Raw genomic sequence first — 26,629 nt, forward strand, 5'->3', positions numbered from 1 at the left:
CTGACCGCCCCCAACGGGCCGTCGCAGCAGCGGGTGATCCGCGCCGCGCTGGCCGGCGCTGGACTGGCCCCGGGCGACGTGGACGCGGTGGAGGGCCACGGCACCGGTACCGCGCTCGGTGACCCGATCGAGGCGCAGGCGCTGCTCGCCACGTACGGCCGGGACCGGGGCACGCCGCTGCTGCTGGGCTCGATCAAGTCGAACATCGGCCACACGCAGATGGCCTCCGGTGCGGCCAGCGTCATCAAGATGGTGATGGCGCTCAACCGCGGTGAGCTGCCCCGGACGCTGCACGCCGACACGCCGTCGTCCTACGTCGACTGGTCGTCGGGGGCGATCCGGCTGCTGAGCGAACCGGAGCGGTGGCCGGACGTGGACCGCCCGCGCCGGGCGGCCGTCTCGTCGTTCGGGATCAGCGGCACGAACGCGCACACGATCCTCGAACAGGCACCGGCAGCAGGACCGGTTTCGGACCCAGCGCCGGTTGCGGCGCCGTCGGCGGACACGGTTGTGCCGCTGCGGCTGTCGGCGCGCTCCGAGGCGGCGTTGCGGGACCAGGCCGTTGCGGTCTCCGCGCTGCTGGAGGGCGGTGCGGCGCTGACCGACGTGGCCGCCGGCCTGGCCGGTGCGCGGTCGGTGTTCGAGCACCGGGCGGTGGTCGTGTCCGCAGACGCCGGTTCGGCGGTCGCGGGGCTGACGGATGTCACGTCGCGGGTGGCCGGTGACCGGACGGTCGGGGTCGTGTTCTCGGGGCAGGGGTCGCAGCGGCTGGGCATGGGCCGGGAGTTGTACGAGCGGTTCCCGGTGTTCGCGTCGGCGTTGGATGAGGTTCTCGCCGGATTTGACGCGGACGTGCGGTCGGTGATGTGGGGCGCGGACGCCGAGGCCCTGGCCCGTACGGGCTGGGCTCAGCCGGCGTTGTTCGCGGTCGAGGTGGCGCTGTGGCGGCTGGTCGAGTCGTTCGGGGTGCGTCCGGCGGCGGTGGCGGGGCATTCGATCGGTGAGGTGACCGCTGCTCACGTGGCGGGTGTGTTGTCGCTGGCGGATGCGTGTGCGCTGGTGTCGGCGCGGGCTTCGTCGATGGATGCTCTCCCGCCCGGTGGGGCGATGGTCGCTGTGAACGCGTCGGAATCTGACCTTCTTGATGTGTTGGGAGAGGACCTCGCGCTCGCGGCCGTGAACGGGCCGCACGCGGTGGTGCTCTCGGGCACCGCCGAGGCCGTGGATCGCGCGATGGAGCGCCTGGACTTCAAGTGCACGCGGCTGAGCGTGTCGCACGCGTTCCACTCGCCGCTGATGGAGCCGATGCTCGCGCCGTTCGCCGCCGCGCTGCGGGACGTGCGGTTCGAGGGCGCCCGCCTGCCGGTGGTGTCGACGGTGACCGGCGAGGTGGCCGCGCTCGATGGCGTCGAATACTGGGTTCAGCAGGTGCGCGAGCCCGTGCGCTTCGGGGACGCGGTCGCGACGCTGCGCTCGCTGGGCGTCGACACGATCCTGGAACTGGGGCCGGACACGGCGCTGACCGCGCTGGTCGAGGACGGCGTCGCGGTGCAGCGGCGGGACCGGCCCGAAGCCGCGTACTTCCTCACCGCGCTCGGGCGGCTGCACACCGAGGGCGTCGACGTGGACTGGACCGCGGCGTTCACCGGCCTGGCGACCCGCCGCGTCGACCTGCCCACCTATTCGTTCCAGCGCCGCCGTTACTGGCCGGCCGTCACCCCGGTCGCGCCGGTGGACGAGCCGGTCGGCGTCGACCGCTGGTGGTCGGCGGTACGGGCGGCACCACCGGGAACCCTCGCGGAGCGGCTCGGCGTCGACCCGGGCGCGGTGCACACCGTGCTCGACGGCCTCGACGCCTGGCGAGCCGAGGACTCCACCCGCCGGGCTGCCGACGGCTGGCGGTACCGGGAGGTGTGGCGACCGCTGCCGTCCGCGCCGCGTACGGCCGGGCCGCGCGGGCGATGGCTCGTCCTCGTCCCGCCGGGCATCGCCGCACCGGACTGGGTCGGCGACCTGGCCGACGCCGTGGTGGTGGACGTCGACGGCGACCGCTCGGCAGTCGCGGACCGGCTGCGCGCGGAGAACGGCCCGTTCGCCGGGGTGCTGTCGCTGCTCGGGCTCGCGTCGGCGGTCACCGCCGTACAGGCCTTGGGCGACGCCGGGGTCGACGCTCGCCTGTGGCTGGTGACGCGGGGCGGCGTGTCGGTGGGGCGTGCCGATGGCGCCGCGGATCCGTCCCAGGCCGCCCTGCTCGGGCTGGGCCGGGTCGTGGCGCTGGAGCACCCGGACCGCTGGGGTGGCGTGGTCGACCTGCCGGCGGATCCGGACCCGGGTGTGGTGCGGCGGCTGGCGGGTGTGTTCGCCGGACCGGTTCCCGGCGAGGACCAGTACGCGGTGCGCGCGTCCGGGGTGTACGTGCGCCGGTTGGTGCACGCGGCGGCCGGACGCGACGAGCCGGTGGGCTGGTCGGGTGCGGTGCTGGTCACCGGCGGCACGGGTGGTCTCGGTGCGCGGGTCGCGCGGTGGCTCGCGGGGCGGGGCGTGTCGTATCTCGTGCTGGTGTCCCGCCGCGGGCCCGAGGCGCCGGGCGCGGCCGAGCTGGCCGCGGAGCTCGAGCCCCTCGGCGTCGGCGTGCGGGTGGTGGCGGCCGACGTGACCGACCGGGCCGCGATGGCGTCGGCGGTGGCGGGGTTGCCGGTGCCGTTGACCGGCGTCGTGCACGCCGCCGGAGTGTTGCGTGACGGAGTGCTGGACGGACTGACCCCCGACGCGCTGGACGAGGTGTGGTCCGTGAAGGTCGAGGGCGCCCGCGTCCTCGACGAGGTGACCGCCGTATCCGGACTGCGCGCGTTCGTGGTGTTCACGTCGATCGCCGGGGTGTTCGGTTCGGCGGGGCAGGCGAACTACGCCGCCGCGAACGCCGCGCTGGACGCGTGGGCGGCCGCGCGGCGGGCCCGCACCGGCGTGGGCACCGCGATCGCGTGGGGCCCGTGGGCGTCGGTCGGGATGGCCGCCGACGGCGGAACGGTCGAGCAGCGCGTCCGCCGGGGCGGGCTGGCGCCGATGGCACCCGACCTGGCGCTGACCGCGCTGGGTGCGGCGGTCGACGCCGGTGACGCGACCGTCACGGTCGCCGACGTCGACTGGACCCTGTTCGCGCCCGGCGCCCCGCTGCTCTCCGAGCTTCCCGGGACGGCGGCCGCGCCCGGCACGGACAGCCGTGCGGCGCGGGTCCCGGCGTTCGGGCCGGACACCGCGCTGGAGCTGGTGCGCACGCTCGTCGCGCGGGTACTCGGCCACGACGGGCCGGACGAGATCGACGCCGGCCGCGCGTTCCGCGACCTCGGTTTCGACTCGCTGACCGCACTGGAGCTGCGTAACGCGATGGCTGCGGCGACCGGGCTGCGGCTGCCCGCGTCGCTCGTGTTCGACTACCCCACGCCCGAGGCCCTGGCCGAACACCTGATCCGCGAAGTACACCCGGAACCGGCAGCGGCCGACGTGGTGCGGGCCGCACCGGTGACCACCGACGACACCGTGGTCATCGTCGGCGTCGGCTGCCGGTACCCGGGCGGGGTCACCGACGCCGAAGGGCTCTGGCGGGTCGTCGCCGACGGCGTCGACACGATCGGTGCACCGCCCGCCGACCGCGGCTGGGACCTGCCCGGGCTGCGGGGCGGTTTCCTCGACGGCGTCGCCGACTTCGACGCGGCGTTCTTCGGGATCGCGCCGCGTGAGGCGCTGGCGATGGATCCGCAGCAGCGGGTGCTGCTGGAGACGGTGTGGCAGGCGTTGGAGGACGCGGGGATCGATCCGACGTCGTTGCCGGGTTCGCCGACCGGTGTGTTCGTCGGTACGAACGGCCAGGACTACGCGGCGGTGCTCCGGCGGGCCGCCGAGGTGCAGGGTTACGTCGCCACCGGTAACAGCGCGAGCGTCCTGTCCGGCCGGGTGTCGTACGTGCTGGGTCTGCAGGGCCCGGCGCTGACCGTCGACACGGCGTGTTCGGCGTCGCTGGTGGCTCTGCATTTGGCCGCGCAGGCGTTGCGGTCCGGTGAGTGTGACCTTGCGGTCGCCGGTGGGGTGTCGGTGATGTCGGGGCCGGGTTCGTTCATCGAGTTCGGGACGCAGAACGGCCTGGCCCCGGACGGTCGGGTGAAGGCGTTCTCGGACGACGCCGACGGCACGGTGTGGGGCGAGGGCGCCGGGGTGTTGGTGTTGCGGCGTCTGTCGGACGCCGAAGCCCGGGGTGACCGGATTCTCGCGGTGGTGCGGGGCTCGGCGGTGAATCAGGACGGAGCGTCGAACGGCCTCACCGCCCCGAACGGCCCGTCGCAACAGCGGGTGATCCGGTCGGCGTTGGCGTCGGCGGGGCTGTCTCCGGCGGATGTTGATGTGGTGGAGGCGCACGGCACGGGTACGGCGTTGGGTGATCCGATCGAGGCGCAGGCGTTGTTGTCGACCTACGGGCAGGGGCGGGAGTTTCCGCTGCTGATCGGGTCGGTGAAGTCGAACATCGGGCACACCCAGGCGGCGGCCGGGGTGGCGGGGATCATCAAGATGATCGGTGCGTTCCGGCATCGGAGTTTGCCGCGGACGTTGCACGTGGAGTCTGTGTCCGGGCATGTGGATTGGGCTTCGGGTGCGGTGTCGGTGTTGGCCGAGCCGGGTGAGTGGCCGGTGGTGGATCGGCCGTGGCGGGCCGGGGTGTCGGCGTTCGGGATCAGTGGGACGAACGCGCACGTGATCCTGGAGCAGCCGCCTGCTTTTGCCGCGGCCCCGCCGGGAACGGGCCTTACGCCGTGGATCGTGTCGGGGAAGACACCGGAGGCTTTGCAGGCCCAGATCGACAACCTGGTCGCGGTGTCGGATGCGGATCCCGCGGCTGTCGCGCACACACTTACCACCCGGGCGGTGTTCAGTCACCGGGCGGTGCTGCTGCCGGGGGAGACGCCCCGCGAACTCGCCCGCGGCACCGCTGATGTGGTCGGCCCGGTCGCGTTCCTGTTCCCCGGCCAGGGGGCCCAGCACCTGGACATGGGCCGCGGGCTCTACGAGCGGTACCCCGCGTTCGCCGACGCACTCGACGAGGTGTTCGCGCACTTCGACCCGCACCTCGACCGGCCGTTGCGTGACGTGATGTTCGCCGGTGCCGAGCCCGGCCTGCTCGACCGCACCGGGTACACGCAGCCGGCGCTGTTCGCCGTCGAAGTGGCGCTGTTCCGGCTCCTCGACACGTTCGGTGTCACCCCCACGCACCTCGCCGGTCACTCGATCGGCGAGGTCGCGGCCGCCCACGTCGCCGGGGTGCTGTCGCTCGCCGACGCGTGCGCGCTCGTTGCGGCCCGGGCCGGCCTCATGCAGGCGCTGCCGCCGGGCGGGGCGATGGTCGCGGTCGAGGCGTCCGAGGACGACGTCGTGCCGCTACTGACCGGCGGTGTCTCGCTCGCCGCCGTCAACGGGCCCGGGTCGGTGGTCATCGCTGGTGACGAGGCCGAGGTCCTCGACCTCGCGGACCGGCTCGCGGCCGGTGGCCGCCGGACCTCCCGGCTGCGGGTGAGCCATGCGTTCCACTCGCCGCTGATGGAACCGATGCTGACGTCGTTCCGGTCGGTCGCCGAGGGCCTCACGTACCACGCGCCGCGCCTGCCCGTCGTCGCCGCCGGTGACGTCAGCACGCCGGAGTACTGGGTCGGGCAGGTGCGTCGCACGGTCCGGTTCGGCGACGCGGTCGACGTGCTGCGCGACTGCGGGGCTTTTGTCGAGGTCGGGCCGGGTGCCGTGCTCTCGGCGCTGGTGCGTGAGCAGGTGCCGTCCGCGCTCACTGTTCCGCTGCTACGCCGCGACCACGACGAGGACACGACGCTGACCACGGCCCTGGCGCGGTTGCACGTGCGGGGGCTCCCGGTGGATTGGCGGGCGCACCTTGCCGGTGCCGGCTGGCGCGTCGACCTGCCCACGTACGCGTTCCAGCGCAGGCGTTTCTGGCCGGACGGCGCGGTTGCGATGCCGTGGGACCTGCCGGCCGACCCGGCCGACGCCGCGCTGTGGACGGCCCTGGAGGAAGAGGACCCGGAGAGCCTCGCCGCCGCTCTCGACCTGGACACCGGCACTGTCGCCGCGATCGTCCCCAAACTCACGTCCTGGCGCCGCCGCCGCCTCGAACGCTCCGCCGTAGATGGCTGGTTCTACCGAGAGGCGTGGTCACCCGTACCCGCCGGTGGAGCGGACTCCGTACCCGCGGGTGGGGCGGCGTCGGCCTCTGTGTCCGCGGTCGGAGCGGCAGCGGCCTCCGGGGCGGTGTTGGTGTTGGTGCCGGAGGGTGCTGCGGACGATCCGTGGGTGAGTGCGGTTGTCGGCGCGCTGGGGACGGGCGCGATCTGCGCTGCTGACCCGGCGGACGTCGACGTGCCGGCGGGGCTGACCGCCGTGGTGTCGCTGCTGCCCGCGGCGGCCGGTGTGCTGCCGGACGCGGCGGCGTGGCCGTCGGCGACGCTCGACCGGCTGGCCGCCGCTGGCATCGACGCCCCGCTGTGGTGCGTCACCCGCGGCGCGGTCGCGGTCACCGCGGACGACCCCGGGCCGCACGCCGGCCAGGCCGCCGTGTGGGGCGAGGGCCGCGTCGCGGCGATCGAGCACCCGCGGCGCTGGGGTGGCCTGATCGACCTGCCGGCCGAACTCGGGCCGGAAATCACCGAGCGGTTCGCGCGGACGCTCGCCGACCACGGTGACGAGGACCAACTAGCCGTCCGGGCCACCGGCGTGCACGCCCGACGCCTGGTCCACGCCACTCCGCCGGCCGACGGCTGGACGCCACACGGGACCGTGCTCGTCGTCGGCGGCACCGGCCCGACGGGTCAGCTGGTCGCGCGGCGGCTCGCCGAGCAGGGCGCCGAGCGTCTCGTCCTCACCGATTGGCCCGGCACGCCGACGCCGGACCTGTCCGCGCTGACCGGCGTCGACGTGCGGATCGTGCCGTGCGACCCCACCGACCCGGCCGGCCTCGCGGCGCTGGAAGCCGCCTTGATCGGCCACGAACTCGATGCGGCGTTCTTCGCCGACGCCCCACCCGCCCCAGCCGCTGCCGCAGCCCCGGCCGAAGCGGCCCCGGCCGGAGCGGCCCCCGGGGGAACAGCCCCATCGGTGCCGGAGACCGTTGCTGCCGCGGTGGCGGGGGTCGAGCGGCTCGGCGCGATGCTCGGCGACCGGCCGCTCGTCGTCTTCAGTTCCGTCGCCGCGACCTGGGGACGCCAGGGCCGGGGCACGGAGGCGGCGATTGGCGCCTACCTCGACGCCTACGCCCGCACCCGCCCCGACACCGTCATCGTCGCCTGGAACGCCTGGACCGACGTCACCGACGAGCGCCTCGCCCGGCACCTCCGCACCGTCGGCCTGCCACCACTGGACACCGACGCCGCCCTCACCGCGCTGCTGCGCGCGGCCGCCCCGCACCACGGCGAGCCGAGCCTCACCGTCGCCGACGTGCGCTGGGACCTGTTCGCACCGGCGTTCACCGAGCACCGGCCCGCGCCGCTGCTCGACGGCGTCCCGGAAGCGCGCGCCGCCCGGCCACCGGTGCCCGAGCTCCCGCCGCACCTGCTGGCGCTCACCGAGGCCGAGCGCGCCGACCATCTCGCCGCGCTGGTGCGCACCACCGTCGCCACCGTCCTCGGCCACGCCGACGCCCACGCGGTCGACCCGCACACACCCTTCCGTGACCTGGGCTTCGACTCGCTCATGGCGGTGGACCTGCGCGCGGCCCTGGCCACCGCCACCGGCCTGCGGCTCCCCGCCACGCTGGTCTTCGACCATCCCACCCCGGCCGACGTCACCGCACACCTCGCCGCCGAGATCCTCGGCGCGCCCGCCGCCACAACCGCCCCCGCCCACGTCAGCCCTGCCGACGACGACCCGATCGTGATCGTCGGCATGAGCTGCCGCTATCCCGGCGGCGTCCGCTCGCCGGAAGACCTGTGGGCTCTGCTCGTCGCCGAAGCCGACGCGGTCGGGCCGATGCCCGCCGACCGCGGCTGGGACCTCGACGCGCTCATCGCCGGCGGTGCCAGCGCCACCGGGCAGGGCGGTTTCCTCGAGGAAGCGGCCGAGTTCGACCCGGGATTCTTCGGCATCTCCCCGCGCGAGGCGCTGGTCATGGATCCCCAGCAACGCCTGGTGCTGGAGACCGCGTGGGAGGCCCTGGAGCGCTCCGGCATCGACCCGTCGACGCTGCGCGGCACGGACACCGGGGTGTTCGTCGGCGGCGGCAGCGGCGACTACCGGCCACCGGTCGAGGAGGTCGGCCAGTGGGAGACCGCCCAGTCGGCGAGCCTGCTCTCCGGCCGCCTGTCGTACACGTTCGGCCTGCAGGGCCCGGCGGTCTCGGTCGACACGGCGTGCTCGTCGTCGCTGGTCGCGCTGCACCTCGCCGCGTCCGCGCTCCGAGCCGGCGAGTGCTCGCTCGCGATCGCCGGTGGCGTCACCGTGATGGCGACCCCGTCCGGGTTCATCGAGTTCAGCGTGCAGGGTGCGCTCTCGCCCGACGGGCGCTGCAAAGCGTTCGCGGAGAGCGCTGACGGCACCGGCTGGGCCGAAGGCGCGGGCATGCTCGTCGTCGAACGGCTCGGTGACGCGCGCCGCAACGGCCACCACGTGCTGGCCGTCCTGCGGGGCAGCGCGATCAATCAGGACGGCGCCTCCAACGGCCTCACCGCGCCCAGTGGCCCCGCCCAGCAGCGGGTGATCCGGCGCGCGCTGGCCGGCGCCGGGCTCACCCCGCAGGACGTCGACGTGGTCGAGGCCCATGGCACCGGCACCCGGCTCGGCGACCCGATCGAGGCGCAGGCGCTGCTGGCCACCTACGGCCAGGACCGCGAGCGGCCACTGCTGCTCGGCGCGGTCAAGTCGAACATCGGGCATACCCAGGCGGCCTCCGGCGTCGCCGGCGTCATCAAGATGGTGCTGGCGCTCCACCACGGCCTGCTGCCCAAAACACTGCACACCGACGAGCCGACGTCCCACGTGGACTGGTCCGCCGGGAGCGTCGCGCTGCTGCGCGAGCCGACCGCCTGGCCGGCGACCGGGCGCCCGCGCCGCGCCGGCGTCTCGTCGTTCGGCGCCAGCGGCACGAACGCTCACGCGATCCTCGAGGAGCCACCGCCCGTGGCGGCACCCGGCCACGTTGCGGAGCTCGGGCGGCTGCCGCTGCTGGTGTCGGCGCGCACCGAACCGGCACTGCGCGCCCAGGCCCGGCGCGTGCGGGCCCGCCTCGACCGGCCGGGCACCCGCCTGGACGACGTCGCCTACTCGGCGGCGACCACCCGGTCGGCGTTCGAGTACCGCGCCGCGGTCCTGGCCGACGACCCCGACGCCGCCCGCGCCGGGCTCGACGCGCTCGCCACCGGGGCGTCCGCCCCGCACGTCATCACCGGCGGGACGGTCGGCCGCGGCAAGATCGCGTTCCTGTTCTCCGGGCAGGGCTCGCAGCGTCCCGGCATGGGCCGCGATCTGGCCGCCCGGTTCCCGGTGTTCGCCGACGCGCTCGACGGCGTGCTGGCCGAGCTCGGCCTGGACCGGGACGTGTTCGCCGACGAGGACCGGCTGCACCGGACCGGGTGGACCCAGCCGGCCCTGTTCGCGTTCGAGGTCGCGCTGTTCCGGCTCGTCGAGTCCTGGGGCGTGCGGCCCGATCATCTCGCCGGTCACTCGATCGGGGAGCTCACCGCCGCGCACGTCGCCGGCGTGCTGACCCTCCCGGACGCCTGCCGCCTGGTGACCGCCCGCGCCCGGCTGATGGAGGCGCTACCGGCCGGTGGCGCGATGGTCGCGGTGCAGGCGAGCGCCGACGAGATCAACGGCGACCTCACGCCCGACGTGTCGCTCGCGGCCGTCAACGCACCCGGCGCGCTGGTGCTCTCCGGCGCCGAACCCGCGGTGTCGGACCTCGCCGCGCTGTTCGCCGCCCGCGGACGCAAGGTCACCCGGCTCGCGGTGAGCCACGCGTTCCACTCGCCGCTGATGGAGCCGATGCTCGACGAGTTCACGGCGGTCGCCCGCAGCGTGACCTACCACCGCGCCCGGATCCCGGTCGTGTCGAACGTGACCGGCCGCGTCGCGGCGCCCGACGAACTGTCCACCCCCGGCTACTGGGTCCGCCACGTCCGGGAGACCGTCCGGTTCGCCGACGGGATCGCCGCCCTCGACGCCGCCGGCGTGCGGACTTACGTCGAAATCGGGCCGGACGCCGTGCTCACCGAGCTCGCCCAGCACAGCGCCGAAGGTGCGGACCGCGTGTTCGTCCCCGCCCAGCGCCGGAACCGCGACGAGGTCGACACGCTGGTGACCGCCGTGACCCGGCTGCACGTCCACGGCGTCACCATCGACTGGCCCGCGTTCTTCGGCACGGCCGACCGTCCCTGGGTCGACCTGCCCACCTACCCGTTCCAGCACGATCGGTTCTGGCCGGGAGCCCGCCCGGCGGCTGCGCCGTCCACGACGGCCGCGGACGACGAGTTCTGGGCTGCCGTCGCGGGAGAGGACCTCGACACGCTCGGCTCGACGCTCGCCGTGGAGAGCGACGCGCTCGCGCACGTCCTGCCCGCGATGCTGCGCTGGCGCCGGGAACGACAGGACCAGTCCGTCGTGGACGGCTGGCGGCACCGCATCACCTGGGCGCCGCTCTCCGCCGGTGCGTCGGCCGCGCCCGACGGCACCTGGCTCGTGGTCGTGCCGACCGGCTCCGACCACGCCGACGTCCTGGCCGCCCTGCCCACCGCGACCGTGCGGCTCGACGTCGGTGACGAGCCCCGCGACGTGCTCGCCGACCGGCTCCGGTCAGTCGGTGCGGTCTCCGGCGTCGTCTCGCTGCTGGCTTTGACCGAGCCGGGCGCCGACGGGAGCACCCCGCCGGGGCTCCCGCGCACCGCGACACTGCTGCAGAGCCTGGACGACGCCGGCCTGGCCGCGCCGTTGTGGTGCGTGACGCGCGGCGCGGTGTCGGTCGGGCGCACCGACCCGGTCCGCCGGCCCGACCAGGCGGCGGTCTGGGGCCTCGGCCGGGTCGCCGCGCTCGAACACCCCGACCGCTGGGGCGGCGTGATCGACCTGCCCGACCGCCTCGACGAACGCAGCGCCGCCGCCTTCGCCGCGGCCCTCACCGGCCGCGGCGGGGAGAACCAGGTCGCGGTCCGCGCCTCCGCGACGTACGGCCGGCGGCTCGTTCCGGCCCCCGCACCGGACCCGGCCCGCCGCTGGGAACCGCGTGGCACCGTGCTCGTCACCGGCGGTACCGGCGCGCTCGGCGGGCACGTGGCCCGGCGGCTCGCCCGGTCCGGCGTCGAGCACCTGCTGCTCGTCAGTCGGCGGGGAGCGGACGCGCCGGGCGCCGCCGAGCTGCGCGCCGACCTGGCCGCGCTCGGCGTCGGGGTGACGATCGCCGCCGCTGACGTGGCCGACCGCGACGCGGTGCGTGCGCTGCTCGACACGATCCCGGCCGACCGGCCGCTGACCGGCGTCGTGCACACCGCGGGCATCCTCGACGACGGGGTCATCGGTCGGCTCACGCCCGATCGGTTCGCCACCGTCTACCGCTCCAAGGTGGCCGGGGCCGTGCACCTCGACGAGCTCACCCGCGACCGGGACCTGTCGGCGTTCGTGCTGTTCTCCTCGGCGGCGTCCGCGGTCGGCAACCCCGGGCAGGGCAACTACGCGGCCGCCAACGCGGTGCTCGACGCCCTCGCCGAGCGGCGGGCCGCCGACGGGCTGCCCGCGACGTCGATCGCCTGGGGTGCCTGGGGCGGCGGGGGCGGCATGGCCGACGGTGACCGCGCCGCCGGCGCCGCCCGCCGGGTCGGCGTCGGAGCCATGGACCCCGACCTGGCCTGCGACGCGCTGCTGCAACTGGTCGCGGAGTCCGCACCGACCGCGGTCGTGGCGGACGTCGCACCGACCCGGTTCGTCCAGGGCTTCGGCGGCGGGCGACCGAACGCGCTGATCCGCGAGCTGACCGGCGACGACCGCACCGGGGCGGCCGCGGGACCTGGCCTGCGCGAGTCGTTGCTGGCCGAACCGGCGGACCGGCGGCGAGAGGTCGTCGTGGAGCTCGTCCGGCAGCGGACCGCGGACGTGCTCGGCTACGCCGGCATCGACGAGGTCGGGCCCGAGCGTCCGTTCCGCGACCTCGGCGTCGACTCGCTCGGCGCGGTCGAGCTGCGCAACCAGCTCAACGCCGCGACCGGGCTGCGGATGGCGTCGACATTGGTGTTCGACTACCCGACCCCGGCCGGCCTCGCCGACCACGTCCTCGGCGAGCTGTTGCCCGAGGGGGCGGCGGACGAAGCCGCGATCCGGGCCGCCCTGGCCTCGCTCTCGCTCGCCCAGCTGCGCGAGATGGGCGTCCTGCAGCCGCTGCTGCGCGTCGTCGGTCTCACCGATACCGACACCGCGTCCGCCGCCGACGACGCGGACGACGCCTTCATCGACGAGATGGACGTGGACGCGCTCGTGAACACGGCGCTCAACGGCCGACCCGACCACGCGTGAGTGATGGGACAGAGCATGGGCGAGAACGGTCGGAAGGTGGTCGACGCACTGCGCGCCGCCGTGAAGGAGACCGAACGGCTACGCAGGCAGAACCGCAAACTCGTCGACGCGGCCACGGAGCCGATCGCCATCGTCGGGATGGGCTGTAAGTACCCCGGTGATGTCGCCTCGCCCGGCGACCTGTGGGAGCTGGTGCGTTCCGGCACGGACGCGATCTCGGGGTTCCCGATCGACCGCGGCTGGGACTTGGCCGCGCTGAGCACCGGCGAGGTCGACGAGCGCGGCACCAGCATCAGCCAGCAGGGCGGGTTCCTGCGCTCGGTCGCCGACTTCGATCCCGGGTTCTTCGGGATCTCACCACGCGAGGCGCTGACGATGGACCCGCAGCAGCGGCTGCTGCTGGAGACGACCTGGGAGGCGATCGAGCGGGCCGGCCTCGACGCCGTCCGGCTGCGCGGCAGCCGGACCGGCGTGTTCGTGGGCACGAACGGCCAGGACTACGCCTACCTGCTGATCCGGTCCCTCGACGACGCCACCGGCGACATCGGTACCGGCATCGCCGCCAGCGCGACATCGGGCCGCCTCTCCTACAGCCTCGGGCTGGAAGGCCCGACGGTCACCGTCGACACGGCCTGCTCGTCGTCGCTCGTCGCGTTGCACCTCGCCGTCCAGGCGCTGCGCAACGACGAGTGCTCGCTGGCGCTCGCCGGCGGGGTCAACGTCATGTCGATCCCCGGAGCGCTCGTCGAGTTCAGCCGCCAGAACGGGCTGGCGTCCGACGGCCGCTGCAAGGCCTATTCCGACGCCGCCGACGGCACCGGCTGGGCCGAGGGCGTCGGGATGCTCGTGCTGGAACGCCTCTCCGACGCCCAGCGGCTCGGCCACGACGTCCTCGCGGTGGTCCGCGGGTCGGCGGTCAACTCCGACGGCGCGTCCAACGGGCTCACCGCGCCCAACGGACCGGCGCAGCAGCGTGTCATCCGCACCGCGCTCGCCTCCGCCGGGCTCGACGTGTCCGACGTGGACGTCGTGGAGGGCCACGGCACCGGCACGGTGCTCGGCGACCCGATCGAGGCCAACGCGCTGCTCGCCACGTACGGCCAGGGTCACCCGGCCGACCGTCCGGTCTGGCTCGGGTCGATCAAGTCGAACTTCGGTCACACCCAGGCCGCGGCCGGTGTGGCCGGAGTGATCAAGATGGTGGAGGCGCTCCGGCACGCCGAGATCCCGCCGACCCTGCACGTCGGCGAGCCGTCGTCGCACGTCGCGTGGGAGTCCGGGGCGGTGCGGCCGGTGACCGCGCGGATGCCGTGGCCGGAGCGGGACCGGCCGCGCCGGGCGGCCGTGTCGTCGTTCGGGATCAGCGGGACGAACGCGCACGTGATCCTCGAGCAGGCTCCGGCCGTGGAACCGGTGTCGGCGTCGGACGCGTTGGTGCCGTGGGTGGTGTCGGCGAAGTCCGCGGATGCGCTGGACGCGCAGGTGGCCCGGCTGCGTGACGTGTCGGGTTCGTCATTTGTCGACGTCGGGCACACGTTGACGCAGCGGTCGGTGTTCGAGCACCGGGCCGTGCTGCTGGCTGACCCCGGCTCGAGCGAGGCCGTGAGCGTTGCGGCCGGGGTGGCTCGCGGTGGCACGGATGTCGGGGTGGTGTTCTCGGGGCAGGGGTCGCAGCGGTTGGGGATGGGCCGGGAGTTGTATGAGCGGTTCCCGGTGTTCGCGGATGCCCTGGACGAGGTGCTGGCGGGGTTCTCGGGTGCGGTGCGGGAGGTGATGTGGGGCGATGACTCGGGCGCGCTGGCGCGGACGGGGTTCGCGCAGCCGGCGTTGTTCGCGGTTGAGGTGGCGCTGTGGCGGCTGATCGAGTCGTTCGGGGTGCGGGCGTCGGTGGTGGCCGGGCATTCGATCGGTGAGATCGCGGCGGCGCATGTGGCCGGGGTGTTGTCGCTGGCGGATGCGTGTGTGCTGGTGTCGGCGCGGGCTTCGTTGATGGAGGCGCTGCCCGAGGGTGGGGTGATGGTGTCGGTGCGGGCGAGCGCTGACGTGGTCACGCCGTTGCTGACCGAGGGCGTGTCGATCGCGGCCGTGAATACCCCGGGTTCGGTGGTGCTCTCCGGTGAGGAATCGGCCGTGGACGCGGTGGTCTCGGCGTTGGGTGCGAAGAGCTCCCGGCTGTCGGTGTCGCACGCGTTTCATTCGGCGTTGATGGATCCGATGCTGGAGCCGTTGACCGAAGTGGCTACCGGGTTGTCGCTGAGCAAGCCGACGATCCGGTTGTTGTCCGGTGTGACCGGGGCGGCGGTGGAGCAGTTGGAGCCGTCGTACTGGGCCGCGCAGGTGCGGGAGCCCGTGCGGTTCGCGGACGTGGTCGCTGGGATGGACGTCGGTGTGATTCTGGAGGTCGGCCCGGACGGCGTGCTGACCGCGTTGATCGACCGGGCCGCCGTGGCGACGCTGCGCAAGGACCGCCCGGAGGTCGCGGCGCTGCTGACCGGGTTGGCCGGGCTGTTCGTGCGTGGGGTGCCGGTCGACTGGGCTCCCGCGTTCGCGGGTCTCGGTGCCCGCCGGGTCGATCTGCCGACCTACCCGTTCCAGCATGAACGCTTCTGGCCGAACCGGCTCGCCGCAGCCGGGGACGGTGGGGGCGACGGCTGGTGGTCCTGGGTGGAGTCCGAGGACCCCGCGGTGCTGGCCGCGCGGCTCGGCGTCGACGAAGAGGCCGTGGCCACCGTGCTGCCGGCGCTGGCGTCGTGGCGCCGCGGCGAGCGCGAGCGTTCGGAGATGGACGGCTGGCGGTTACGCGAGGTCTGGAAGCCGATCAGCGTCGGGACCAGTGCGCCGCCTGGGACCTGGCTCGTCGTCGTTCCGTCCGAGGTGCTTGACGAGGCCTGGGTCGGCGCGGTGTCGGGTGCGGTGAGTGCGGTGCGGTGGGACGTCGCGGAGCCGGACCGGGACGCGTGGGCGGCGCGGCTGCGTGAGTGGGGTACGGATTTCTCGGGTGTGGTGTCGCTGCTGCGTGATGTCGTGGCGTCCGCGACGTTGGTGCAGGCGTTGGGGGACGCCGGTGTCACTGCGCCGGTGTGGGCTCTGACCTGTGGTGCGGTCAGCGCGGCGCCCGGCGACGTGATCGAGGACGTGGATCAGGCGGCGATCTGGGGTTTCGGGCGGGTGGTCGCGCTGGAGCGTCCGGCCGGGTGGGGTGGCCTGGTCGACCTGCCACCGGACATCGACGCACAGGTGGCCCGCCGTCTCGCCGGAGTGCTCACCGGCGACGAGGACCAGGTCGCGATCCGGAGCCGGGGTGTGTTCGGTCGACGTCTGGTCCAGTCGGGCCCCGGACAGTCGTCGTGGGATCCGTCGGGCACAGTGTTGATCACCGGTGGTACCGGTGCGCTCGGTGGTCAGGTCGCGGTGTGGCTGGCCGGGCGCGGCGCCGAGCGGATCGTGCTCGTGTCGCGGAGCGGCGATGCCGCCGAGGGTGTCGCTGAGCTGGTCGGCCGGATCGAGGCGAGCGGCGCGCGGGCCGAGGTGGTCGCGTGTGACGTGGCCGATCGGGACGCGGTGGCCGCGGTGCTCGATGGAATCCCCGATCTGACGGCGGTCGTGCACGCGGCCGGTGTGCTGGACGACGGGACCGTCGAGGGGCTGTCGGCGGAGCGGTTCGCGTCGGTGCTGCGGGCGAAGGCGTCGTCGGCAATTGTTTTGGACGAGTTGACCCGGGACCGGGACCTGGACGCGTTTGTGTTGTTTTCCTCGACGGCGGGCGCGGTCGGCAACCCGGGTCAGGCGAACTACGCGGCGGCGAACGCCGTGCTCGACGCGGTCGCCTACCGACGGCAGGCCGTCGGGTTACCGGCGACGTCGATCGCCTGGGGTGCCTGGGCCGGAGCCGGAATGGCGGCCCGGCTCGGCATGGCCGGAATGGATCCCGCGCTCGCGCTGACCGTGCTCGGCCAGGTCGCGACCGCGGGCGCCCCGTACGTCGTCGTGGGCGACCTGCGGCGCCCGGGAATCCTCCGCGCGCTGCTCACGCTGCGCCCGGCACCCCTGCTGAGCGACCTGCCCGACGCCGCGGAGATCCTCGCCGACGTGCGGGCCGGGCAGGCGCGGCAGGAGGAGGCGGCGTCCGGTCTGCGCGCGACCCTCGCGGGCCTCGACCCGGCCGCGCGGGCCGCGTTGCTCGGCGAGACGGTCCGGGAACATGCCGCGGCCGTGCTCGGCCACACCGGCGCCGACCGCGTCGATCCGGAGCGGGCGTTCCGTGACGCGGGTTTCGATTCGTTGACGGCGGTGGAGCTGGCGACGCGGTTGTCGGTGGTGACCGGTCTGCGGTTGTCGAGCACGCTGGTTTTTGATCATCCGACTCCGCAGGCGCTCGCGGCGCACCTTCTCGGTGAGCTCGGTTCCGGGCCGGGGGAGGTCCAGCCGTCGGTGCCGGTTGCGGTCGTCGATGAGCCGATCGTCATCGTCGGCATGGCGTGCCGGTTTCCCGGCGGGGTGCGGAATCCGCAGGATCTGTGGCGTCTGCTCGTGGACGGCGAGGACGCGATCGGACCGTTCCCGACCGACCGCGGCTGGGACCTGGGTCTGCTCGCGGGCGGCGAGCGCGGGGGCAGCGCGACCGGCGTCGGCGGCTTTCTGGACGGGGCGGGCGACTTCGACGCCGGGTTCTTCGGTATCTCTCCGCGTGAGGCGCTGGCGATGGACCCGCAGCAGCGCGTGCTGCTCGAGGCGTCCTGGGAGGCGCTGGAGGACGCCGGCATCGAGCCCGGTGGCCTGCGCGGTAGCCGTACCGGCGTCTTCATGGGCACGAACGGTCAGGACTACACGAGCCTGGTGCTCAACGCCGCTGAGGACCTCGAGGGCCACGCGGTGACCGGGCTCGCGGCGAGCGTGATCTCCGGGCGGGTCTCGTACATGTTCGGGCTCGAAGGTCCGTCGGTGACGGTGGATACGGCGTGTTCGTCGTCGCTTGTGGCGTTGCATTGGGCGGCGCAGGCGTTGCGTAGTGGTGAATGTGACCTGGCGCTGGCCGGTGGGGTCACGGTGTTGTCGACCGCGATGAATTTCGCGGGTTTCAGCCGGCAGGGCGGCCTGGCTACGGACGGGCGTTGCAAGGCGTATGCCTCCGCTGCGGACGGTACTGGTTGGTCTGAGGGTGTCGGGGTGATCGCTGTGGAGCGGTTGTCCGACGCTCAGCGTCTCGGGCATCGGATCTTGGCCGTGGTGCGGGGTTCGGCGGTGAATTCCGATGGTGCGTCGAATGGGTTGACGGCGCCGAATGGTCCGTCGCAGCAGCGGGTGATTCGGGCGGCGTTGGGTTCGGCGGGGCTCGCGCCGGGTGACGTGGATGTGGTGGAGGGACACGGCACCGGCACGGTGTTGGGGGATCCGATCGAGGCGCAGGCGCTGTTGGCGACCTATGGCCAGGGTCGGGATACGCCGTTGTGGCTGGGTTCGATCAAGTCGAATCTGGGGCACACGCAGGCTGCCGCTGGGGTTGCCGGGCTGATCAAGATGGTGCTCGCGCTGCGTCACGGGGTTCTGCCTCGGACTCTGCATGTGGATTCGCCGTCCTCCCGGGTGGACTGGGAGTCCGGCGCGGTTCGTGTCCTCACCGAGGCGACGGACTGGCCCGACCTGGAGCGGCCGCGCCGGGCGGCCGTGTCGTCGTTCGGGATCAGCGGCACGAACGCGCACGTGATCCTCGAGCAGGCCGCGGCCGGTGAACCGGCGTCGGCGCCGGACGGGCTGGTGCCGTGGGTGGTGTCGGCGAAGTCGGTGGATGCGCTGGACGCGCAGGTGGAGCGGCTGCGGGCGCACCGCGGTGCCCGGTCTGTCGACGTCGGGTACACGTTGATGCAGCGGTCGGTGTTCGAGCATCGGGCCGTGGTGCTGGCCGGCGAGGATCTGGTGCGTGTGGCGAGCGGTGTGGCTCGGGCTGAGGCTGCGGTCGGGGTGGTGTTCTCGGGGCAGGGGTCGCAGCGGTTGGGGATGGGCCGGGAGTTGTATGAGCGGTTCCCGGTGTTCGCGGATGCCCTGGACGAGGTGCTGGCGGGGTTCTCGGGTGCGGTGCGGGAGGTGATGTGGGGCGATGACCCGGGCGCGCTGGCGCGGACGGGGTTCGCGCAGCCGGCGTTGTTCGCGGTTGAGGTGGCGCTGTGGCGGCTGATCGAGTCGTTCGGGGTGCGGGCGTCGGTGGTGGCCGGGCATTCGATCGGTGAGATCGCGGCGGCGCATGTGGCCGGGGTGTTGTCGCTGGCGGATGCGTGTGTGCTGGTGTCGGCGCGGGCTTCGTTGATGGAGGCGCTGCCCGAGGGTGGGGTGATGGTGTCGGTGCGGGCGAGCGCTGACGTGGTCACGCCGTTGCTGACCGAGGGTGTGTCGATTGCGGCGGTGAACACGCCCGGCTCCGTGGTGGTCTCGGGGGAGCGGGACGCAGTCGACCGGCTGGTCGAGGCCCTGGGAGCGAAGAGCACCCGGCTGCCGGTGTCGCACGCGTTCCACTCGGCGTTGATGGATCCGATGCTGGCTCCGTTGACGGCGGCCGCGGCGGGGTTGTCGCTGCATGAGCCGACGATCCGGCTGATGTCCGGTGTGACCGGGGAGGCGGTGGAGCGCCTCGAACCGTCGTACTGGGCCGCGCAGGTGCGGGAGCCCGTGCGGTTCGCCGACGTCGTCGCGGGGATGGACGTCGGTGTGATTCTGGAGGTCGGCCCGGACGGCGTGCTGACCGCGTTGATCGACCGGGCCGCCGTGGCGACGCTGCGCAAGGACCGCCCGGAGGTCGCGGCGCTGCTGACCGGGTTGGCCGGGCTGTTCGTGCGTGGGGTGCCGGTCGACTGGACACCGGCGTTCGCCGGGCTCGGCGCCGGCCACGTGGACGTCCCCACCTACCCGTTCCAGCACGAACGCTTCTGGCCGACGCCGAGGCCCGCCGCCACTGTCGACGGGGCCGATGACCTGCGGTGGGCGTCGGAGGATCCGGCGGCCCTCGCCGCGCGGCTCGGCGTCGGCGTGGAGGCGGTCACCGAGGTCGTCCCCGCGCTGGTGTCGTGGCGACGCGGTGAGCGCGAGCAGTCCGAGATGGATGGCTGGCGCCTCCACGAGGCCTGGCGTCCGATCAGCGTCGGGAACAGTGCGACGCCGACCGGGACCTGGCTCGTCGTCGTCCCGGCCGGACACGCCGACGAGGCCTGGGTCGACGCGGTGTCGGGTGCGGTGAGTGCGGTGCGGTGGGACGTCGCGGAGCCGGACCGGGACGCGTGGGCGGTGCGGCTGCGTGAGTGGGGTACGGATTTCTCGGGTGTGGTGTCGCTGCTGCGTGATGTGGTGGCGTCGGCGACGCTCGTGCAGGCTCTCGGGGACGCGGGCGTGTCCGCCCCGGTGTGGGCTCTGACCTGCGGTGCCGTCCACGCGGTCCCCGATGACGTCGTCGTGGACGTGGATCAGGCGGCGATTTGGGGTTTCGGGCGGGTGGTCGCGTTGGAGCGCCCGGCTGGGTGGGGCGGGCTGATCGACCTCCCGCCGACGCTGGATGCGCGCGCCGTCCGCCGCCTGAGTGCGGTTCTGGTGGGGGACGAGGATCAGGTCGCGATCCGGAGCCGGGGTGTGTTCGGTCGTCGCTTGGTCCAGTCGGGCCCCGACCTCGCCGCACCGTGGCAGCCGTCCGGCACGGTGCTGATCACCGGCGGTACCGGTGCGCTCGGTGGTCAGGTCGCGGTGTGGCTGGCCGGGCGCGGCGCCGAGCGGATCGTGCTGATGTCGCGGAGCGGCGACGCGGCCGAGGGCGCCGCCGACCTGGCCGCGCGCGTCACGGCGGCCGGTGCCCAGGTGCACGTCGTCGCCTGCGACGTGGCCGATCGGGACGCGGTGGCCGCGGTGCTCGATGGAATCCCCGATCTGACGGCGGTCGTGCACGCGGCCGGTGTGCTGGACGACGGGACCGTCGAGGGGCTGTCGGCGGAGCGGTTCGCGTCGGTGCTGCGGGCGAAGGCGTCGTCGGCAATTGTTTTGGACGAGTTGACCCGGGACCGGGACCTGGACGCGTTTGTGTTGTTTTCCTCGACGGCGGGCGCGGTCGGCAACCCGGGTCAGGCGAACTACGCGGCGGCGAACGCCGTGCTCGACGCGGTCGCCCAGCGGCGGCACGCGCGGGGACTGCCGGCGACGTCGATCGCCTGGGGCGCGTGGGACGGCGCCGGCATGGCGGCCGACACCCCCGCCCGGGACGGGCTGCGGCGTGTCGGTGCCACCGGTCTCGACCCGCGCCTCGCCCTCACTGTCCTCGGTCAGGTCGCCACCGCGGGGGAGCCGTACGTCGTTGTCGGTGAGCTCCGCCGCCGGCCGATCCTGACCGCCCTGCTCACCCTGCGCCCCGCCCCGCTGCTGAGCGAGCTGCCCGGCGCCGCCGACGTGCTCGCCGAGGTTCGCGCAGCCCGCGAACTCCAGGCCGAAGCGGCGTCCGGTCTCCGGGGTCAGTTGTCCGAGCTCGACGCGGACGGTCGCACCGGCCTCCTCCGCGACGTCGTCCGCGAGCAGGCCGCCGCCGTGCTGGGGTACCCCGGACCGGACCGCGTAGATCCGGAGCGGGCGTTCCGTGACGCGGGGTTCGATTCGTTGACGGCGGTGGAGCTGGCGGCGCGGTTGTCGGTGGTGACCGGTCTGCGGTTGTCGAGCACGCTGGTTTTTGATCATCCGACTCCGCAGGCGCTCGCGTCGCACCTTCTCGGTGAGCTCGGTTCCGGGCCGGGGGAGAGTCGGCCGTCGGTACCCGCGGCGGTCGTTGACGAGCCGATCGTCATCGTCGGCATGGCGTGCCGGTTCCCGGGCGGCGTGCGTGATCCGCAGGATCTGTGGCGTCTCCTGGTCGACGGTGACGACGGGATCGGGCCGTTCCCGACCGACCGTGGCTGGGATCTCGGGCTGCTCGCGGGTGACGGCCGGGGAGCCAGCGCGACCGGCGTCGGCGGGTTCCTGGACGGGGCGGGCGACTTCGACGCCGGGTTCTTCGGGATCTCTCCGCGTGAGGCGCTGGCGATGGACCCGCAGCAGCGGTTGTTGCTCGAAGCGTCCTGGGAGGCGCTGGAAGACGCCGCGATCGAGCCCGGCGGGCTGCGCGGTAGCCGTACCGGCGTCTTCATGGGCACCAATGGCCAGGACTACAGCAGCGTGGTTCTCAACGCGAACCAGGACCTCGAAGGGCACGCCGTCACTGGCCTCGCCGCCAGTGTCCTGTCCGGGCGCGTCTCGTATGTGCTCGGGCTGGAGGGCCCGTCGGTGACGGTGGATACGGCGTGTTCGTCGTCGCTTGTGGCGTTGCATTGGGCGGCGCAGGCGTTGCGTAGTGGTGAATGTGACCTGGCGCTGGCCGGTGGGGTCACGGTGTTGTCGACCGCGATGAATTTCGCGGGTTTCAGTCGGCAGGGTGGGTTGGCCTCGGACGGGCTCTGCAAGGCGTATGCCGACGGCGCGGACGGCACCGGGTGGTCCGAGGGTGTGGGTGTGATCGCGGTGGAGCGTGCCTCCGACGCGGAACGTCTCGGTCACCGGATTCTAGCCGTGGTGCGGGGTTCGGCGGTGAACTCGGATGGTGCGTCGAATGGGTTGACGGCGCCGAATGGTCCGTCGCAGCAGCGGGTGATTCGGGCGGCGTTGGGTTCGGCGGGGCTCGCGCCGGGTGACGTGGATGTGGTGGAGGGACACGGCACCGGCACGGTGTTGGGGGATCCGATCGAGGCGCAGGCGCTGCTCGCGACCTATGGCCAGGACCGGGGCACCCCGTTGTGGCTGGGCTCGATCAAGTCCAACCTGGGGCACACGCAGGCTGCCGCTGGGGTTGCCGGGCTGATCAAGATGGTGCTCGCGCTGCGTCACGGGGTCGTGCCCCGGACTCTGCACGTGGATACACCGTCGTCCCGGGTGGACTGGAGTTCGGGCGCTGTTCGCGTTGCCACCGAGGCCACCACGCTGCCGCCGCTCGACCGGCCGTGGCGCGGGGGTGTCTCCTCGTTCGGGATCAGCGGGACGAACGCGCACGTCATCCTCGAGCAGTCTCCGATCCCCGAACCGGCACCGGACGCGCTGGTGCCGTGGGTGGTGTCGGCGAAGTCGGTGGATGCGCTGGACGCGCAGGTGGAGCGGCTGCGGGCGCACCGCGGTGCCCGGTCTGTCGACGTCGGGTACACGTTGATGCAGCGGTCGGTGTTCGAGCACCGGGCCGTGCTGCTGGCTGACCCCGGCTCGAGCGAGGCCGTGAGCGTTGCGGCCGGGGTGGCTCGCGGTGGCACGGATGTCGGGGTGGTGTTCTCGGGGCAGGGGTCGCAGCGGTTGGGGATGGGCCGGGAGTTGTATGAGCGGTTCCCGGTGTTCGCGGATGCCCCTGGACGAGGTGCTGGCGGGGTTCTCGGGTGCGGTGCGGGAGGTGATGTGGGGCGATGACTCGGGCGCGCTGGCGCGGACGGGGTTCGCGCAGCCGGCGTTGTTCGCGGTTGAGGTGGCGCTGTGGCGGCTGATCGAGTCGTTCGGGGTGCGGGCGTCGGTGGTGGCCGGGCATTCGATCGGTGAGATCGCGGCGGCGCATGTGGCCGGGGTGTTGTCGCTGGCGGATGCGTGTGTGCTGGTGTCGGCGCGGGCTTCGTTGATGGAGGCGCTGCCCGAGGGTGGGGTGATGGTGTCGGTGCGAGCGAGCGCCTCGGCGGTCACGCCGTTGCTGACCGAGGGCGTGTCGATCGCGGCCGTGAATACCCCGGGTTCGGTGGTCCTGTCCGGCGAGGAACCGGCCGTAGCGGCGGTGGTCGAGGCGCTGGGCGCAAAGAGTACGCGTTTGCCGGTCTCGCATGCGTTCCACTCGGCGTTGATGGATCCGATGCTGCAGCCGCTGACCGAGGTGGCCGCCGGGCTGGCGATGACGCCGCCGGTGGTGCGCCTCCTCTCCGGTGTGACCGGGGCGGCGGTGGACCGCCTCGAACCGTCGTACTGGGCGGCGCAGGCGCGGGAACCGGTGCGGTTCGCCGACGTCGTCGCGGGGATGGACGACGTCGGCGTGATCCTGGAGGTCGGCCCGGACGGGGTGCTGACCGCGCTGATCGCCGACGATCCGGACGATCGCGCGGTGGCGACGCTGCGCAAGGACCGCCCCGAGGTCGCGGCGCTGCTGACCGGGCTGGCCGGGCTGTTCGTTCGTGGGATGCCGGTCAACTGGGCGCCCGCGTTCGCCGGGCTGCGGCCCCGCGTCACCGAGGTACCCACGTACCCCTTCGAGCGCGAGCGGTACTGGCCGACGGCTGCGATCCGGCCCGGGGACGCCGCCGGGCTCGGGCTCGCCGCGGCCGGGCATCCCCTGCTCGCCGCGGCGGTCGACCTGCCCGGCGACGAGGGCGCGGTGCTGACCGGCGTCCTCTCCGTCGCGACCCACCCGTGGCTCGCCGACCATCGGATCGGTGGTGTGGTGATGGTTCCCGGCACCGCGCTGCTCGAGCTCGCGGTGCGCGCCGGTGACCAGATCGGGCGGCCCCGGGTCGACGAGCTGACGCTGGTCGCGCCGCTGGTGCTCGACGAGAGCCGCGCCACCGTCGTGCGGGTACGCGCGTCGGCGACGGCGGTCGACGTGTCCGCCCGCCCGGCCGACGCGCCCGGCGCCCCCTGGACCCGGCACGCCACCGGCACCCTGTCACCCCCACCCGGAACCACCCCGCCGTCCGCCGCCGAAACCGCCCCATCCGCCAACGCCGACGGTGCCGCCCCACCCCGGCCGGCCGACGCGGCCCCGCCCCGACCGGCAGACGCCGTCCCCGCCCGGCCGGCTGATGCCGTCGAGATCGGGCTCGACGGGCTTTACGATCGCCTCGCCGGGGACGGCCTCGCATACGGCCCGGTGTTCCAGGCGCTCCGTGCGGCGTGGCGGGACGGTGACACGGTCCACGCGGAGGTGGAGCTGCCCGCGGACGAGGCCGGGAGCGCCACCGCGTTCGGGATCCACCCCGCGCTGCTCGACGCCGTCCTCCACGCCGGCGCCCTCCTCGCTGACGAGACCGGCGACGGGCCGCGGGGGCTGCCGTTCGTGTTCAGCGGCGCGACGCTGCACGCGGCCGGTGCGTCCGCGGTCCGTGCCACGCTCCGCGCCACCCCCACCGGACTGCGGGTCGTGGTCGCTGACGTCCTCGGCGCGCCGGTGCTCACCATCGACAACCTCGTCCTGCGAATCCCCGAGGCCGCGCCTCCCCCCGCACCGGCAAGCGACCCGATCCACGGCGTCGACTGGGAACCCGTGGCCGCGGTACCGGCCGACGGGGCACCGGCCTGGGTTGTCCTCGGGCCCGACGACCTGCGGTTGGGCGGCAGGGAGATCACCTCACCCGCCGACCTCGGCGACGCGCGACTCGCGGTGCTAGCCATCCAGCCGGCGGAGTCCGCCGCACTCCCGGAGGCCGCCCACACCACCACCGTGAACGTGCTCGCCGCTCTCCAAAACTGGATCGAGCAGACCCAGGTGCCGCTGCTCGTCGTCACCCGGCACGCGGTCGGTGTTGACGCCGGCGACCCGGTGGACCTGGCCGTCGCGCCGGTCTGGGGTCTCGTCCGGGCGGCGCAGGCCGAACATCCCGGCCGGTTCCTCGCCGTCGACCTGGACCGGCCGGAGGACTTCACCACGCTCCTGCCCGCGATCGCCGGGGTCCTCGCCACCGGCGAACCCCAACTCGCCGTCCGAAAAAACGTCATACGCGCCGCCCGACTCGCCGCCCTGCCCGCCCCACCGGCCGACAAGCCTGCCGACGCGGCGACCGGCGCCCATGCCTGGGACCCCGACAAAACAGTGCTCATCACCGGCGGCACCGGCGGCCTCGGCGCGATACTCGCCGAACACGTGGTGACGTCCTGGGGAATGCGACGGCTGGTACTGGCCAGCCGCAGCGGCCCGGACGCACCCGGCGCTGCCGAGCTGCTCGAACGGCTGAAAGGCGCCGGAGCCGACGTCCGCATAGTCTCCTGCGACGTCACCGACCGCGCCTCCGTCGAACGCCTGGTCGCCGACGCCCGCCCGCTCACCGCGGTCGTCCACACCGCCGGCGTCCTCGACGACGCGATGCTCACGTCGCTGACCCCGGACCGCGTCACTGCGGTTCTGCGGCCCAAGATCGACGCCGCCTGGTGGCTGCACGAGGCGACAAAAGACGACGACCTGGCGGCGTTCCTGCTCTACTCGTCGGTGTCCGGCGTTGTCGGCGCCCAGGGGCAGGCCAACTACGCGGCGGCCAACAGCTTCCTCGACGCGCTCGCCACCACCCGTCCCAGCACGATGGCGCTGGCCTGGGGCCCCTGGGCGGCCGACGCGGGCATGACCAGCGCGCTGAGCGACGCGGCGATAGCGCGTCTCGGCCGCTCCACGATGCCGCCGCTCACCCCGGAGCAGGGCCTGGCGCTGCTCGACACCGCCGTACGGAGCGACCGGCCCCTCGCCGTGCTCACCCGAATCAACCCCACGGCTCCCACGGCGGTGCCGCCGATCCTGCGGCGACTGGTAACCCCACCTCGTCGCACCGCCGCCACCGCCGTCACCACCGACCTGCGCGCGGAGCTGGCCGGGCAGGACCCGATCGACCAGCGGCAGCGGGTCCTCGACCTGGTACGGGCCGGGGCCGCGGTCGTGCTCGGCCACACCACGGCCGACCGGGTACGGGCCGACCTCGAGTTCCGCCAGCTCGGCTTCGACTCGCTGACCGCGGTCGAGCTGCGCAACCAGCTCGGCACCGCCACCGGCCTGCGGCTGCCGTCCACGATGGTGTTCGACTACCCGACGCCGGACAAGCTCGCCGGGTTCCTGCTCGATGAGCTGCTCGACGACCTCGGCCCGGCCGTCGCGCCGCTCACCGCCGAGCTCGACCGGCTCGAGGCCGCACTGGCCGCCGCCGGCCCCGACGAGGCCGACCGGGCCGGCGTCCCGGCCCGTCTGCGTCAGCTGCTGAACCGGCTCACCGCCGCTCCGGCCGGAGCCGGAGCCGGAGCCGGAGTGACCGAACAGATCCACGCAGCCAGCACCGCTGAGGTCCTGGCGTTCATCGACAACGAGCTCGGCCGGGCCACCAACCGCTGA

General features: G+C 73.8%; 3 protein-coding genes (1 of these 3 only partly in view). All 3 read left to right on the forward strand.

Features of this window, described 5'->3' with window-relative positions:
* Tightly spaced (at most 15 nt apart), the 3 genes in view from CRYAR_RS49605 to CRYAR_RS47075 form a layout consistent with a single transcriptional unit that may run on beyond the window.
* On the forward strand, positions 1-12,537 hold the final stretch of the coding sequence (locus CRYAR_RS49605; protein ID WP_035851732.1) for a type I polyketide synthase. 14,964 nt of this gene lie to the left of the window's left edge; 12,537 of the gene's 27,501 nt are visible here — the last part of the coding sequence; its start codon lies beyond the left edge, outside the window; its stop codon occupies positions 12,535-12,537.
* A 15-nt stretch (positions 12,538-12,552) separates the two neighbouring features.
* Complete coding sequence (locus CRYAR_RS47070; protein WP_051570342.1) at positions 12,553-22,977, forward strand: type I polyketide synthase; 10,425 nt, start codon at positions 12,553-12,555, stop codon at positions 22,975-22,977.
* A complete protein-coding gene (locus tag CRYAR_RS47075) occupies positions 22,913-26,629 on the forward strand; it encodes a type I polyketide synthase (RefSeq protein ID WP_051570344.1) in 3,717 nt (1,238 codons plus the stop codon). Before CRYAR_RS47070 ends, CRYAR_RS47075 begins: the two co-directional genes overlap by 65 nt.

It is taken from the genome of Cryptosporangium arvum DSM 44712 (genome assembly GCF_000585375.1).
In the GTDB taxonomy this organism is placed as follows: domain Bacteria; phylum Actinomycetota; class Actinomycetes; order Mycobacteriales; family Cryptosporangiaceae; genus Cryptosporangium; species Cryptosporangium arvum.